Consider the following 14,845-nt stretch of genomic DNA (forward strand, 5'->3'; position numbering starts at 1 on the left):
GCCGGCAGCCGGCGCGGAAAAGGGGGTGGGCCCAACGCGGGGCCGGGCCGCGGCCGGCCGCGCCCCGGGGGCCGGCTCGGTCGGGTCAGGCGGCGATTTCGGCCGTGCGGCGGCGCCGGCGGGTGGCCGGGACGGGCGGGTCGATCAGCGTCGTCCAGTAGACGATCTTCAGCTCGCCCTCCATCGTCTCCACCAGCGCCGACAGGCTTTCGACCCAGTCGCCGTCGTTGCAGTAGAGCTGGCCGTCCACCTCGCGGATCTCGGCCTTGTGGATGTGGCCGCAGACCACGCCGTCGCAGCCACGGCGGCGCGCCTCGTCGACCATGGCGTGCTCGAACGAGTTGATGTAGCTGACCGCGTTCTTGACCTGGTGCTTCAGGTACTGCGACAGCGACCAGTAGTCGAAGCCCAGCCGGGCGCGGATGCGGTTGAAATGCCGGTTCAGCGCCAGGATCATCGTGTAGGCCGAATCGCCCAGGTAGGCCAGCCATTTCGCATGCTGGACCACGCCGTCGAACAGGTCGCCATGCACCACCCAGAGCCGCTTGCCGGTGGCGGTCACGTGCACGGCGTCCTCGCGCACGGTCACGTCGCCGAAGGCCAGGCCGTCGAACTGGCGCGCGCCTTCGTCGTGGTTGCCGGGGATGTAGATCACCTCGGTGCCCTTGCGCGCCTTGCGCAGCAGCTTCTGCACCACGTCGTTGTGGCTCTGCGGCCAGTACCAGCCGCGGCGGAGCTGCCAGCCGTCGATGATGTCGCCGACCAGGTAGAGCACGTCGGAATCGTTGTGCTTCAGGAAGTCGAGCAGGTAGGTGGCCTGGCAGCCCGGCGTGCCCAGGTGGATGTCGGACAGCCAGATCGCCCGGTAGCGGTGCGCGGACGGTTCGGCGGGGACGGCGGGACGGGTGCCGGCATCGGCGGCGTCGCGCAGGGGCGCGTGGCGGGCGGCGGACAGATCGGCGGGCGGGGGCATGAAGGCCGCAAACGCGGCGGTCATGGAAAGCGTGGTGTCAGGCTTGCCGCGCAGGCGCTGCGCGACCCTCGACAGACGTCCGCGTGCAAATCGGATGGCTTGAACCATGGCGGCCCCGGTATCGGCGATGGCTGCATTGGGCCAGCGCCGCATGACGGAGCCGTGACGGAAACATGAATGTCACATGAAGCTTGCGCGCCACTGGCGGCGGGTCAGCGCAGCGGGGCGGCCGTGGCCGCTGCCGGCGTCCGGCGCAGCATCGCCAGCGCCTCCAGCGTGGCCGCCACGGCGCGCGGGTCGCGCAGCAGCGAGACATGGCCGATGCCATCCAGCGCGATGTGGCCGGCACCATCCAGGCACGCCGTGCCGGGCGGCCCGGCAATCGAGTCATGCCAGCTGAAGACCGAGACGATGCGCGCGCGCATCTGGGGCGTTTCGAGCCCGGCCAGCGCCGCCAGCCACGGACTGCGCCACCGCATCTGCCGGGCATTGCGCCCGCCGCCCAAGCGCGCCAGCGCGCAGCCATGGTGCGGGCTGCCAAGCGTGACGATGCCCGCGCAGGGCGGCGGCTCCGCCGCGCGGGCGGCCAGCACCTGCGCGGCGCGCGCGGCGAGCCCGCCCATGCTGTGGCAGACCAGCAGCGGCGCGCGGCCGGTGCGCGCCTGGATATCGCGCATCCGGGCCAGCAACTGCGGCGCGTAGTCGTCTATGTCGCCCAGCACCGGCATCAGGTCGATCGCTTCGCACCGATAGCCGGCGTCCGCCAGCGCTGGCGCCATGTCGAGCCAGATCGCGTGGTTGCAGCCGTAGCCATGGACCAGCAGGACAGGCGGGGCATCGGCCAGCGGCTGCGCCGGCGCGCCGAACCGCAGCCGCGAGCGGAACGGCTGCAGCCAGTTGAACATCCGGAACACGGCGCGGTATTCGGCCAGAAAGCCACGCAGGGCGGCGCTGAGACCGAGTGGGCGGGGCGAGGGGACATCGGCAGGGACAGACGGGCGGTCGTGGCGCGGCACGCCGACCCCGGCCAGCGTGGCGCCAAAGGCCATCGCGATGCTGATGCCGAAGCCGACCAGCACGGCAGCCAGTCCACCGGCCAGCGCGGCGCCCCATGACCAGCCGTGCGCCAGCGCCAGCCATGCCGCCACCGCTGCGGCAGAAGCCGCCTGCACGACCACGGCCACGCGCCGCAGGGCGGCCGCCGACAGGCTCATGGGCGCGGCGGGCGCAGGTCGGTCAGCCGGGTGCCGGCCAGGCGGTCATGCAGGAACTGGCGGCGCGGATCCAGCCACGCCAGCGACATCCAGAGCAGCAGCGCGATCGCCAGCACGCCCAGGAACGGCCACCGCGTCAGCCCCATCGCGTGGCCCACGGCGGCGGCAGGCGGCAGCCAGAGCCACGCCAGCACATAGCGCAGCACCGCCTGCGGCCAGCGCGGCGGTTGCCCGGCCGCGTTGACCAGCCGGATGCGCCAGGTCTGCATCGCCAGCGTCTGCCCGGTGCGCTGCCAGAACCACGTGAAATAGATGCCCAGCACGACAAACATCCACGCCTGGTCGGCATAGGGGTGATCGAGCCCGACCTTGCGCAGCAGCGGCCGCGCCAGCACGTGCACCGCACTGGCCGCCATCAGCACGCCAAACAGCAACACGCCTTCGTACAACATGCAGAGCAGGCGGCGCCGCAGCGTGGGCGCGGCAGCAGGAACGGCAGCAGACAGATCGGAAGCGGCGGGCGTGGCGGCGGACATGGCGCGGGGCTGGTCGGGGGAGCGGCCATTATGCCAAATGCCCGGCACATGGTCGCCGGGTTTGCCACGCCGGGCGCGCCGGCCATCGGGCCGGGGTGCGCCCTGTTACCGCTGCGTCTCCGACGGATTGAAATCCGTGGCCGCTTCGCCCGTGACGGGCGGGGACAGTGTGGCGGGGGCCGGTGTGGCGGCGGCTGCGGGCGGGGCGGCCGGGGCGGAGGCGATCGGCGCCGGGGTGGCGGCGGAGGCGCCGGCGATGGCCTGGGTGGCGGGCGAGGACGCCGGCGTGGCATCCGGGGCGCTGGCCGGGTGCTTGCCCGGGTGATGGATCTGACGGCTGGTATCGGCCGGCGGACGCTTGCCCGACGGCAGGGCGCTCACGGCGCCGGGGCGGCGGACTTTCTCGGCGGCGGCCAGCTTTTTCTTCTGCTCTTCAGGCAGTTGCTGGTAGCGGTCCCACGCCTCGGCCTTCTTCTCGGGCGGCAGCTGGCGCGTGATCTGGTAGTTCTCGCGCGCCAGGCGGCGCTGCTGGGGCGTCATCTTGACCCACTCGGCCATGCGCTCCTGCAGCCGCTGCTGTTCCTCGGGCTTGAGCTTCGGATACAGATCGGCGATGCGCTGCCACTTGCGGCGGTTCAGTTCCGGGATCGTGTCCCACAGCGGCTGCAGCGGCGCCAGGATCTGACGATGCGTGGCCGACAGCTCGTTCCACATCGGCCGGGCGTTGATGATCGGCCGGGCAGCTGCCTGGCTGGCGGCATCGTGCTGGCCTTGCGCAAGCGCCTCATGGGCCACGGTGCCGAACAAAAGTGCGGCAAAGGTTGCGCCGGCGGCGCAGGAAGCGGCCAGCCGGCGACGGATCACGTCGGTACGGGAAGATGCGCGCGCCATGCTAGGGATTGTCGCGGTCGCGCTTCAGGAACACGTGGAAGCCCTGGTCGGCGTAGGCCGTGGGCGGCAGGTCGTCCAGCAGCATCGCGGCGTCCACGTCGGCCAGTTCCTCGACGCGCTTCTGCTGCTGCCAGTGGTAGATGCCGACCAGTCCCGTGACCAGCGCGACGAGCGTCCAGACCAGCGCCAGCTTGCGCAGCCACGCACCGGCGCGGTGCAGCGGCGTGTCGTCCGCGTCGTCGAGGTCGTGGCCGTACCCGCCCGGTGCGCCGGGCATCGCCAGCCGCGGGACGTGAGCGGTTGCTTCGGCTTTCTTCGCGGCCAGCGCCATGCGGCGCGCGGCGGCCAGCCGTTCGGCGATGTCGCGCGGCAACGCGTCGGCCGAGGCATCGAGTGCCACGCGGACCTCGCGTGCAAAGCGCCGTTCCTGGATTTCTCGTTCGTTTCTGCTCATAGTCGGACCCCCCGCGCGCGCAAGGCTTGCGCCAGCGTATGCGTGGCACGGGAACAGTGCGTCTTGACGCTGCCTTCCGAACAGCCCATCACGGCTGCCGTTTCGGCCACGTCCATATCTTCCCAGTAACGCATCAGGAAAGCCTGGCGTTGACGCGTGGGCAGGCGCTGGATTTCCTGTTCGATGATCGCCATGACCTGGGCGCGCTCCACCTTGTCGGCGCTGCTTTCGGCCATTTCGGTGCCCGATTCGGCCTCCAGCGTGTCCAGCAGGTCGCTGTCGTCGCCGTCGCGCTCGTCGCGCAGGTTCGAGAACAGCGTCACCCAGGTGTTGCGCACCTTCTGGCGGCGGAACCAGTCGTGGATCGTATTCTGCAGGATGCGCTGGAACAGCGGCGGCAATTCCGTCGGGCCCTTGTCGCCGTACTTTTCCGCCAGCTTGATCATGGCGTCCTGCACGATGTCCAGCGCCGCTTCGTCGTCACGGACGGCGAAAACGGCCTGCTTGAAGGCGCGGCGTTCGACGCTGGCGAGAAAGTCTGAGAGTTCCTTGTCGGTGGCCATGCAGGCAAAAACAGCGTATGGGCGTGGTGGGGCAGGCCAAATGTGCCGCCTCAGTCCTGCGGCAGCCGGGAAATGTCTGCGATGCTAGCAAAAAACGGCCGCTTCTTGCCACTCCTGTATGCAAATGCAGACATGGGCCCGGGCCGCCGCCCCGGCGTTGTAGCGCCGCTGCCCCCACAGGGTGCGGCCGTGCAAAAAGTTCCGGCGATTCATTTACCGCACTGGTGCATTGCAGTATCATCGGCGGTTCACGACATCAGTGGTTGTCTCATCAGACCGCTTATGAGGCGGTCTCCTCATGCAGACGCGCACCGCTTGAACCCGAGCCACAAGCCCGGCAGAGAGCATCCAAACAATTTTTTGCCGAAAATTGCAAAGGACTGAAATGAACATGCCCAGCGCGGAATTCTCCCACGCAGACAGCAATTCATCCTCCGCTCGCGAAATGATCGGAGCGGAAATCCTCGTCAATGCACTTGCCGAAGAAGGCGTCGAGTACGTCTGGGGCTACCCCGGCGGCGCAGTGCTCTATATCTACGACGAGCTCCACAAGCAAAAGAAATTCGAACACATCCTGGTGCGCCACGAGCAGGCCGCCGTGCATGCCGCCGATGGCTATGCCCGCGCGACCGGCAAGGTCGGCGTCGCCCTGGTTACCTCGGGCCCCGGCGTGACCAATGCCGTGACCGGCATCGCCACGGCCTACCTGGACTCGATCCCGATGGTGGTGATCACCGGCAACGTGCCGACCCACGCCATTGGCCAGGACGCGTTCCAGGAGTGCGATACCGTCGGCATCACGCGCCCCATCGTCAAGCACAACTTCCTGGTGAAGGACGTGCGCGACCTGGCCGCGACGATCAAGAAGGCGTTCTTCATCGCCGCCACGGGGCGTCCCGGCCCGGTGGTGGTGGACATCCCGAAGGACGTGTCGCGCAATGCCTGCCGCTTCGAGTACCCGAAGGCGGTGGACATGCGGTCGTACAACCCGGTCAACAAGGGCCACTCGGGCCAGATCCGCAAGGCCGTGGCGCTGCTGCAGGGCGCCGAGCGCCCGTACATCTACTCGGGCGGCGGCGTGGTGCTGGCCAATGCCAGCGACGAGCTGCGCGAGCTGGCGGCACTGACCGGCCACCCGGTGACCAACACGCTGATGGGCCTGGGGGCGTTCCCGGGCACGCACAAGCAGTTCGTCGGCATGCTCGGCATGCACGGCACGTATGAAGCCAACATGGCCATGCAGAACTGCGACGTGCTGATCGCCATCGGCGCCCGCTTCGACGACCGCGTGATCGGCAACCCGGCGCATTTCACGGCCCAGGCGCGCAAGATCATCCACATCGACATCGACCCGTCGTCGATCTCGAAGCGCGTCAAGGTGGACATTCCCATCGTCGGCAACGTCAAGGACGTGCTGCAGGAACTGATCGCCCAGATCAAGGCCAGCGACGTCAAGCCCAAGCGCGAGGCGCTGGCGAAGTGGTGGGACCAGATCGAGCAATGGCGCTCGGTGGACTGCCTGAAGTACGACCGCAACTCCGAGATCATCAAGCCGCAATACGTGGTGGAAAAGATCTGGGAACTGACCAAGGGCGACGCGTTCGTCTGCTCCGACGTCGGCCAGCACCAGATGTGGGCCGCGCAGTTCTACAAGTTCGACGAGCCGCGCCGCTGGATCAACTCCGGCGGCCTGGGCACGATGGGCGTGGGCCTGCCGTACGCGATGGGCATCAAGAAGGCGTTCCCGGACAAGGAAGTCGTCACGATCACGGGCGAAGGCTCGATCCAGATGTGCATCCAGGAGCTGTCGACCTGCCTGCAGTACGACACCCCGGTCAAGATCTGCTCGCTGAACAACGGCTACCTGGGCATGGTGCGCCAGTGGCAGGAGATCGAGTACGACAACCGCTACTCGCACTCCTACATGACCGCGCTGCCCGACTTCGTGAAGCTGGCGGAGTCGTATGGCCACGTGGGCATGCGCGTCGAGAAGACGTCCGACGTCGAGCCGGCGCTGCGCGAGGCGTTCCGCCTGAAGGACCGTACCGTGTTCCTGGACTTCCAGACCGACCCCACGGAAAACGTGTGGCCGATGGTGCAGGCCGGCAAGGGTATCTCCGAAATGCTGCTCGGCGTGGAGGACCTGTAATGCGTCACATCATCTCGGTCCTGCTGGAAAACGAACCCGGCGCGCTGTCGCGCGTGGTGGGCCTGTTCTCGGCCCGTGGCTACAACATCGAGACGCTCACGGTGGCCCCCACCGAGGATGCGTCGCTGTCGCGGATGACCATCGTCACCACCGGCTCGGACGACGTGATCGAACAGATCACGAAGCACCTGAACCGGCTGGTGGAGGTGGTCAAGGTGGTGGACCTGACCGAAGGCGCGCACATCGAGCGCGAGCTGATGCTGGTCAAGGTCCGCGCGGTCGGCAAGGAGCGCGAGGAAATGAAGCGCACGGCCGACATCTTCCGTGGCCGCATCATCGACGTGACCGAAAAGACGTACACCATCGAGCTGACCGGCAACGGCGGCAAGCTGGATGCGTTCCTTGATGCCATCGACCGCACCGCGATCCTGGAAACCGTCCGCACGGGCGGCTCCGGCATCGGCCGCGGCGAGCGCATCCTGAAGGTCTGACCGGCGCCCCCGGCAACAGAGCACGGCCACAAGCCGACAGCAGTATCCCGAAGCAGCGCGGCGCCCGCACGCACCCGTGGGACGCTGCGCCGCCACCCCAAATACGAAGATCTGAGAAATTGAAGGAACCATCATGAAAGTGTTTTACGACAAGGACGCCGACCTCTCCCTCATCAAGGGCAAGAATGTCACCATCATCGGTTACGGCTCGCAAGGCCACGCCCACGCGCTGAACCTGAAGGATTCGGGCGTGAACGTGACGGTGGGCCTGCGCAAGAGCGGCGCGTCGTGGAACAAGGCCGTCAACGCCGGCCTGCAGGTCAAGGAAGTGGCGGAGTCCGTGAAGGGCGCCGACGTGGTCATGATCCTGCTGCCGGACGAGCAGATCGCCGACGTGTACAAGAACGAAGTGCACGCCAACATCAAGGAAGGCGCCGCGCTGGCCTTCGCCCACGGCTTCAACGTGCACTACGGCGCCGTGATCCCGCGTGCCGACCTGGACGTGATCATGATCGCCCCGAAGGCCCCGGGCCACACCGTGCGCTCGACGTACTCGCAGGGTGGCGGCGTGCCGCACCTGATCGCCGTGCACCAGAACAAGTCCGGCGCCGCCCGTGACATCGCCCTGTCGTACGCCACCGCCAACGGCGGCGGCCGCGCCGGCATCATCGAGACCAACTTCCGCGAGGAAACCGAGACCGACCTGTTCGGCGAGCAGGCCGTGCTGTGCGGCGGTACCGTCGAGCTGATCAAGGCCGGCTTCGAGACGCTGGTGGAAGCCGGCTACGCGCCGGAAATGGCCTACTTCGAGTGCCTGCACGAACTGAAGCTGATCGTCGACCTGATCTACGAAGGCGGCATCGCCAACATGAACTACTCGATCTCGAACAACGCGGAGTATGGCGAATACGTCACCGGCCCGCGCGTCGTGACGGAAGAGACGAAGAAGGCCATGAAGCAGTGCCTGACCGACATCCAGACCGGCGAGTACGCCAAGAGCTTCCTGCTGGAAAACAAGGCAGGCGCCCCGACGCTGATCTCGCGCCGCCGCCTGACGGCCGAGCACCAGATCGAGGAAGTGGGTGCGAAGCTGCGCGCGATGATGCCGTGGATCGCCAAGAACAAGCTGGTCGACCAGTCGAAGAACTAAGCAGTACGGGCAGCGGCGGCGTGCCTGGCCAACCGGCCGGGCCTGCCGCGATTGCCACGGCCGCCCAGTCGGCCGCCGGTCTTATGCAATGCACGGGACATTTCGGCGGCGACTGGGCGGCTTTTTGTTATCCTTGTCGGACTTTTTCAGGCGCAGGCCTGATTTTTTCTTATATTTCGCTTCGACGGCCCCGCATGGCCTGCATGTGCAGCATCGTGCGCCGGGTTTGTCGACCTTACGCGACCAACAGAACAACGCTTGCATGAACTATCCTCATCCGCTGATCGCCCGTGAAGGCTGGCCGTTCCTGGCCGGCGCTTTCATCATCTCGCTGCTGGTGCATGTCAGCGCGGGTTTCTGGTGGGCGTTGCCGCTGTGGATCATCACGATTTTCGTGCTGCAGTTCTTCCGCGACCCGCCGCGCCCGATCCCGTCGGCGCCCAACGCCATCCTGGCGCCCGCCGACGGCCGCATCGTCGTGGTCGAGAAGACGCAGGACCCTTATGCCGGCCGGGAGGCGCTCAAGATCAGCGTGTTCATGAACGTGTTCAACGTGCACTCGAACCGCTCGTCGCTGGACGGCAAGGTGGAGAAGCTCGAATACTTCCCGGGCAAGTTCGTCAACGCCGACCTGGACAAGGCGTCGCTGGAGAACGAACGCAACGCCGTGGTGGTCCGCCGCGCGGCCGATGGCCAGCTGGTGACGCTGGTGCAGGTGGCCGGCCTGGTGGCGCGCCGCATTCTCTGCTACACCAAGGTGGGCGACACGCTGTCGCGCGGCCAGCGCTACGGTTTCATCCGCTTCGGCTCGCGCGTGGACGTGTACCTGCCCGTGGATGCCCGTCCGCGCGTGACGATCGGCGAGAAGGTGTCGGCCTCGTCGACCGTGCTCGCCGAGCTGGACGTGCAGCCCTGACGCCGGACCGGTCAGCGACAGGAGACCTGGCATGGGTGCCTTCAACCGACGCAACAAGCGCGTGAGCAGCGGCAATGTGACGCATCTGCGCCCGTTCCGCCACAACCAGCTTCGCAACGACGCCGGCTACGACGATGCCGACGAGCACGACATCGAGTACGTGCGTCCGCGCCGCCGCGGCATTTACCTGCTGCCGAACGCGTTCACCACGGCGGCACTGTTCGCGGGCTTTTTCGCGATCGTGCAGGCCATGAACATGCGCTTCGACGTGGCGGCCATCGCCATCTTCGCGGCCATGGTGCTCGATGGCATGGACGGCCGCGTGGCCCGCATCACCAACACCCAGAGCGCCTTCGGCGAGCAGTACGATTCGCTCTCGGACATGACGTCGTTCGGCGTGGCGCCGGCGCTGGTCATGTACGAGTGGATCCTGCACGACCTGGGCAAATGGGGCTGGATCGCGGCGTTCGTCTACTGCACGTGCGCGGCCCTGCGGCTGGCGCGCTTCAACGCCAACATCGGCGTGATCGACAAGCGGTTCTTCCAGGGCCTGCCGAGCCCGGCCGCGGCCGCGCTGGTGGCCGGCTTTGTCTGGCTGGCCATCGACAACAAGCTGCCGGTCAAGGAACTGTGGATGCCGTGGGTGGCGTTCGCGATCACGCTCTATGCGGGGCTGTCGATGGTGTCCAACGCCCCGTTCTACAGCGGCAAGGCGCTCGATGTGCGCTACCGGGTGCCGTTCGGCATGATGGTGCTGGTCCTGGTGCTGTTCGTCATCGTGTCGTCCGATCCGCCCGTGGCGCTGTTCGGGCTGTTCGTCGCCTATGCGATCTCCGGCTATGTGCTGTGGGCCTGGCGGTCCATCCACGGGCAGCGGGGCAGCGTCGGCAAGTCGCGGCCAGCCGGTGGCGGCAGCGGCGATGGCAACGGCCATTGATCTCGTCTTGTGGAAGGGCGCCCTCGTGGCGCCCTTTGTTTTGCGCGCGTTGTAGTCCGTTACACCCACCCCAAGGAGAATGACATGGGCATGTTCGACTTCATCAAGGAAGCGGGAGAGAAGCTGTTCGGCAAGGGCGAGGCCAAGGCGGCCCAGGATGCGGCCACGGCCAATCCGGGCGCGGCCGACAAGGCCGAGGCGGCGAACCGGGCGGCCGGCGACGCGATCGAGGCGTACATCGCCCAGATGGGGCTGTCCGCCACCGGGCTGACGGTGACGGTGGATGGCTCGCAGGGCAAGGTGACCGTGTTCGGCGTGGCCCCGGACCAGGCCACGCGCGAGAAGATCATCCTGTGCTGCGGCAACGTCGAGGGCGTGGCGTCGGTGGAGGACAAGATGTCGGTCAACGTGGAGACCGACGCGTCGCAGTGGCATACCGTGGTCAAGGGCGACACGCTGTGGGCGATTTCCCAGGCGGCGTACGGCAACGGCGCCGAGTACAACAAGATCTTCGAGGCCAACAAGCCCATGCTGACGCACCCGGACAAGATCTACCCAGGTCAGAAGCTGCGCATCCCGCCGAAATAACAGGGTTGCCGCCGGTTGCGCGCCGCTGGCAAACCGGCTATAGTCGCCGACATGATTTCGCGCCAGATCCTAATCGCCCGCACCACCCTAGGTGGCCTACTAGGCCATTGGGTCGGGACGCGCGCGCGCTAAAGGGATCGACGGTTCGCCCCTAGCGCGGAAATCACAAGGATTTTTCAACGCCCCGGCCTGCATCTATGCACGCCGGGGCGTTTTGCATTCCGATCCGAATGCCCGGCGTGGTGAAGGCGGGCCAGCGGTACAGCACATAAGGCACAGCCCAGGAGCTCCACAAATGTCTGACAAACTCATCATTTTCGACACCACCTTGCGCGACGGCGAGCAGTCGCCCGGTGCGTCCATGACCCGCGAAGAGAAGATTCGCATCGCGCGTCAGCTGGAACGCCTGAAGGTCGATGTGATCGAGGCCGGCTTTGCGGCCAGCTCCAACGGCGATTTCGAGGCCATCCGCTCGATCGCCCAGGTCGTCAAGGATTCGACGATCTGCTCGCTGGCCCGCGCCAACGACAAGGACATCGCCCGCGCCGCCGAGGCCCTGAAGCCGGCCAACTCGTTCCGGATCCATACGTTCATCGCCACATCGGCGCTGCACATGGAGAAGAAGCTCCGCATGACGCCGGACCAGGTCTACGAACAGGCCCGCCTGGCCGTGCGCTTTGCGCGGCAGTTCACCGACGACATCGAATTTTCGCCAGAAGACGGCAGCCGTTCGGACATGGACTTCCTGTGCCGCGTGCTGGAAGGCGTGATTGCCGAAGGCGCGACGACGATCAACCTGCCGGACACCGTCGGCTACGCCGTGCCGGAAGGCTATGCCGAGCTGATCCGCTCGGTGCGCGAGCGCATTCCGAACTCGGACAAGGCCGTCTGGTCCGTCCACTGCCATAACGACCTGGGCATGGCCGTGGCGAACTCGCTGGCTGCCGTGAAGCTGGGCGGCGCGCGCCAGATCGAATGCACGATCAACGGCCTGGGCGAGCGGGCCGGCAACACGAGCCTGGAAGAGGTGGTGATGGCCGTGAAGACGCGCCGCGACTACTTCAACATGGACGTCGGCATCGACACCACGCAGATCGTGCCGGCCTCGAAGCTCGTGTCGCAGGTGACCGGCTTCGTGGTGCAGCCGAACAAGGCCGTGGTGGGCGCCAACGCCTTCGCGCATGCCTCGGGCATCCACCAGGACGGCGTGCTCAAGGCGCGCGACACCTACGAAATCATGCGTGCGGAAGACGTGGGCTGGACGGCCAACAAGATCGTGCTGGGCAAGCTCTCGGGCCGCAACGCGTTCAAGCAGCGCCTGCAGGAGCTGGGCATCGAGCTGGAGAGCGAGGCCGAGATCAACGCCGCGTTTGCCCGCTTCAAGGAGCTGGCCGACCAGAAGGCCGAGATCTTCGACGAGGACATCATGGCCATCGTGTCCGACGAGGAGCAGGAGCACGCCAACGAACACTACCGCTTCGTGTCGCTGTCGCAGCGTTCGGAAACCGGCGAGCGCCCGCACGCCCGCGTGGTGTTCAACGCCGATGGCACCGAGCAGGTGGGCGAGGCCGAGGGCAATGGCCCGGTCGACGCCACGCTCCATGCCATCGAGGGCCGCGTGTCGAGCGGCGCCGAACTGGTGCTGTACTCGGTCAACGCGATCACGGCCGGCACCCAGGCCCAGGGCGAAGTGACCGTGCGGCTGTCGAAGGCCGGCCGCATCGTCAACGGCGTGGGCACCGATCCGGACATCGTGGCCGCCTCGGCCAAGGCCTACCTGGCCGCGCTGAACAAGCTGCACGACAAGGCCGTGCAGAAGATCAACCCGCAGATCTGACCCTTACCTGACCTGAATCCTGCGATGCGACGGCCGGCGCCCACGAAGCGCCACCCGTCATGGACCGCCCGGCCCGTTGCGTATCCCGCATGGCCGGGCGGTTTGTCGTTTACCGCCGGTCGGGACGGTCGCGCAGCGGGTCGGGCGTGATCAGCGTCCGGCGCAGCACGCCGGCATCGTCGAACATGAAGTTGAACATCGAGTACCACTGGTCCTCGTGCAGGAAGCGGTAGCTCCAGGCTTCCTGGCGCAGGCGGGGGTAGTACTCGATGGGCTCGCGCGGCGCGCCGAAATGTTCGAGCACGTCCTTCTTGGTCCAGACGTTGACCTGCGACTTGTACAGCTCGGTCGTGGTCAGCATCTGGCGGAAATTGGTCAGGCGGCCGTCGCGGTCGAAGTCGGCGGCGTAGGAATATTCGCCCAGCGGCTGCTTGGAATAGAACCAGCGCGTGGTGCCGTCGTCCAGCCGGTAGACGTCGGTGGGCCTGCCAAAGGTGGCTTCCACGGCGCTCTGCGGCTGGCCCACCAGCTTCAGGCCGGTGCTGACCGGCGCCAGCGCCGGGCCCAGGCTGGCACAGCCGGCGAGTGCGGCGGCAGCCAGAAGCGCCGCGGCCATCCAGCGGCCGGCACGGTATTTCGGGGAAAGCGTCATTTTTTCGGTGAACGACAGCGAAAGTGCGTTGATCGCCAGTGTAGCGGTGGCCGGCGGTCTGTGTGTACCATCGCGGCTTTCGCAGCGACTGGAATGACTGGAGTGGCAATGGGTGGGATCCGAATGAACCGCGTGCGGCGCTGGCTGGCTGTCGCGCTGTGCTGCGCGGCGACGGGCGCCATGGCGCAGCAGCCGTCGGGCGCGCCGATCCGGCTGGGCATGATCGACGGGCTGTCCGGTCCGTTCGCCAACGCGGGCGAGGCCGTGGTGCGCAACCTGCGGATCGCGGTGGAGCGGGTCAACGCGCGCGGCGGCGTCAAGCTGCCGGATGGCGCGCATCCGCTGGAACTGGTCACGTTCGACAGCAAGGGCAACGTCGACGAAAGCCTGATCCAGTTCCGCAGCGTGGTGGACAAGCGCATCCCGTTCGTCCTGCAGGGCAACAGCTCGGCCGTGGCCAGCGCGCTGGTGGCGGCGATCAACCGCCAGAACCAGCGCCAGCCGGACGCCCGCGTGCTGTTCCTGAACTACTCGGCCGTCGATCCGACGCTGACCAACGAGAATTGCAGTTTCTGGCATTTCCGGTTCGACGCCAGCGCCGACATGCGGATGCAGGCGCTGACCGAGGCCATCCGCGCCGAGCACGGCGTGCGCAAGGTCTACCTGATCGACCAGGACTACAGCTTCGGCCACCAGGTGGCGCGTTCGGCACGCGAGATGCTGGCGGCCAAGCGGCCGGACATCCAGATTGTCGGCGACGAATTCCATCCGATCGGCAAGATCAAGGACTTCGCGCCGTACGTGGCCAAGATCAAGGCCAGCGGCGCCGACGCCGTGGTCACGGGCAACTGGGGCAACGACCTGACGCTGATGGTCAAGGCGGCCCGCGAGGGCGGCCTGAAGGCACGGTTCTATACGTTCTACGGTAACGGCCTGGGCGCCCCGGCGGCGATGGGCGATGCCGGCGTGGGCCGGGTGCTGGCCGTGGCCGAATGGCACCCGAACGTGGGCGGCGCGGCGTCCGACGCGTTCTACCAGGCGTTTCGCACGCGCTACCCCGATCCGCGCGACGACTACGTGCACCTACGCATGCAGATGATGGTCGAGATGCTGGCGCGCGCGATCGAGCAGGCCGGATCCACCGAGGCTGCCGCCGTGGCCTACGCGCTGGAGGACATGCGGTTCACCAACGGCTTCCACGAGGCCACGGTGCGCGCCGACGACCACCAGGTCCTGCAGCCGCTGTACGTGTCGGTGATGGCCCGGCAGGGTGGGGAGGTGCGCTTCGACAACGAAGGCTCGGGCTACGGGTTCCGCACCGTGAAGAAGCTCAAGACCGCCCAGACCACGCTGCCCACCACGTGCCGGATGGAGCGCCCGCCGCGCAATTGAGCGCGGCAGGCGCGCGGATTTCGCCGCGGGAAGGAATTCGGCTATAATGCGCGGCTGTCGTCCGTTGGCCCCCGGCCATGGGGCGGCAGATGCCAAGACAAG

Annotated in this window: 15 protein-coding genes; 8 read left to right on the top strand and 7 right to left on the bottom strand. The window is 67.2% G+C overall.

All coding sequences use genetic code 11. The annotated features are described in order from the left end of the window. Window positions 1-85: 85 nt before the first annotated feature. The 6 genes from QTN24_RS05870 to QTN24_RS05895 all read right to left on the bottom strand — a co-directional run bounded on the left by QTN24_RS05870 (window position 86) and on the right by QTN24_RS05895 (window position 4,631). Window positions 86-1,081 carry a UDP-2,3-diacylglucosamine diphosphatase gene (locus QTN24_RS05870; protein WP_313835775.1) on the bottom strand — a complete coding sequence of 332 codons (996 nt, stop codon included), beginning with the start codon at window positions 1,079-1,081 and terminating at the stop codon, window positions 86-88. Between the two features lie 104 nt (window positions 1,082-1,185). Continuing rightward, window positions 1,186-2,187, bottom strand: coding sequence for an esterase/lipase family protein (locus tag QTN24_RS05875; RefSeq protein ID WP_313835776.1), 1,002 nt, complete (start codon window positions 2,185-2,187; stop codon window positions 1,186-1,188). Beyond that, window positions 2,184-2,723 (bottom strand): RDD family protein, encoded by a 540-nt coding sequence (locus QTN24_RS05880; RefSeq protein WP_124684887.1) that lies wholly within the window; start codon window positions 2,721-2,723, stop codon window positions 2,184-2,186. The genes QTN24_RS05875 and QTN24_RS05880 overlap by 4 nt, the downstream gene beginning before the upstream one ends. 105 nt (window positions 2,724-2,828) lie before the next feature. Further along, the gene (locus tag QTN24_RS05885; RefSeq protein WP_313835778.1) at window positions 2,829-3,614 is read right to left on the bottom strand and encodes a DUF3106 domain-containing protein; all 786 of its coding nucleotides are present in this window, start codon (window positions 3,612-3,614) and stop codon (window positions 2,829-2,831) included. A gap of 1 nt (window position 3,615) precedes the next feature. After that, complete coding sequence (locus QTN24_RS05890) at window positions 3,616-4,068, bottom strand: DUF3619 family protein (protein WP_313835780.1); 453 nt, start codon at window positions 4,066-4,068, stop codon at window positions 3,616-3,618. Beyond that, a complete protein-coding gene (locus QTN24_RS05895) occupies window positions 4,065-4,631 on the bottom strand; it encodes an RNA polymerase sigma factor (RefSeq protein ID WP_124684884.1) in 567 nt (188 codons plus the stop codon). Before QTN24_RS05895 ends, QTN24_RS05890 begins: the two co-directional genes overlap by 4 nt. 385 nt (window positions 4,632-5,016) lie before the next feature. On the opposite strand from QTN24_RS05895, the gene QTN24_RS05900 reads away from it, so the two are divergent. The 7 genes from QTN24_RS05900 (at window position 5,017) to QTN24_RS05930 (ending at window position 12,699) form a co-directional block, all read left to right on the top strand. Next, a complete protein-coding gene (locus tag QTN24_RS05900) occupies window positions 5,017-6,780 on the top strand; it encodes an acetolactate synthase 3 catalytic subunit (protein WP_124684883.1) in 1,764 nt (587 codons plus the stop codon). Continuing rightward, window positions 6,780-7,271 carry an acetolactate synthase small subunit gene (gene ilvN / locus QTN24_RS05905; RefSeq protein WP_008643328.1) on the top strand — a complete coding sequence of 164 codons (492 nt, stop codon included), beginning with the start codon at window positions 6,780-6,782 and terminating at the stop codon, window positions 7,269-7,271. The genes QTN24_RS05900 and ilvN overlap by 1 nt, the downstream gene beginning before the upstream one ends. A gap of 133 nt (window positions 7,272-7,404) precedes the next feature. Further along, complete coding sequence (gene ilvC, locus QTN24_RS05910) at window positions 7,405-8,421, top strand: ketol-acid reductoisomerase (protein WP_124684882.1); 1,017 nt, start codon at window positions 7,405-7,407, stop codon at window positions 8,419-8,421. 262 nt (window positions 8,422-8,683) lie between these two features. Further along, window positions 8,684-9,337 (top strand): phosphatidylserine decarboxylase, encoded by a 654-nt coding sequence (locus QTN24_RS05915; protein WP_124684881.1) that lies wholly within the window; start codon window positions 8,684-8,686, stop codon window positions 9,335-9,337. A 31-nt stretch (window positions 9,338-9,368) separates the two neighbouring features. Beyond that, window positions 9,369-10,274: a CDP-diacylglycerol--serine O-phosphatidyltransferase gene (gene pssA / locus QTN24_RS05920; protein WP_124684880.1), complete on the top strand. Its 906-nt coding sequence runs from the start codon at window positions 9,369-9,371 to the stop codon at window positions 10,272-10,274. Window positions 10,275-10,358: 84 nt separating this feature from the next. Further along, on the top strand, window positions 10,359-10,862 hold the full coding sequence (lysM, locus tag QTN24_RS05925) for a peptidoglycan-binding protein LysM (protein ID WP_313835786.1): 504 nt from the start codon (window positions 10,359-10,361) through the stop codon (window positions 10,860-10,862). A 295-nt stretch (window positions 10,863-11,157) separates the two neighbouring features. Beyond that, complete coding sequence (locus tag QTN24_RS05930) at window positions 11,158-12,699, top strand: 2-isopropylmalate synthase (protein ID WP_124684878.1); 1,542 nt, start codon at window positions 11,158-11,160, stop codon at window positions 12,697-12,699. Window positions 12,700-12,808: 109 nt separating this feature from the next. Here the strand turns inward: QTN24_RS05930 and QTN24_RS05935 are convergent, their stop codons facing one another. Next, entirely contained in the window at window positions 12,809-13,351 is a 543-nt protein-coding gene (locus QTN24_RS05935) for a hypothetical protein (protein WP_313835788.1), read from the bottom strand. Window positions 13,352-13,459: 108 nt separating this feature from the next. On the opposite strand from QTN24_RS05935, the gene QTN24_RS05940 reads away from it, so the two are divergent. Continuing rightward, window positions 13,460-14,743 (top strand): branched-chain amino acid ABC transporter substrate-binding protein, encoded by a 1,284-nt coding sequence (locus QTN24_RS05940; protein ID WP_313835789.1) that lies wholly within the window; start codon window positions 13,460-13,462, stop codon window positions 14,741-14,743. The last annotated feature ends 102 nt before the right edge of the window (window positions 14,744-14,845 follow it).

The organism is Cupriavidus sp. SZY C1 (assembly GCF_032190535.1).
GTDB lineage: Bacteria > Pseudomonadota > Gammaproteobacteria > Burkholderiales > Burkholderiaceae > Cupriavidus > Cupriavidus pauculus_C.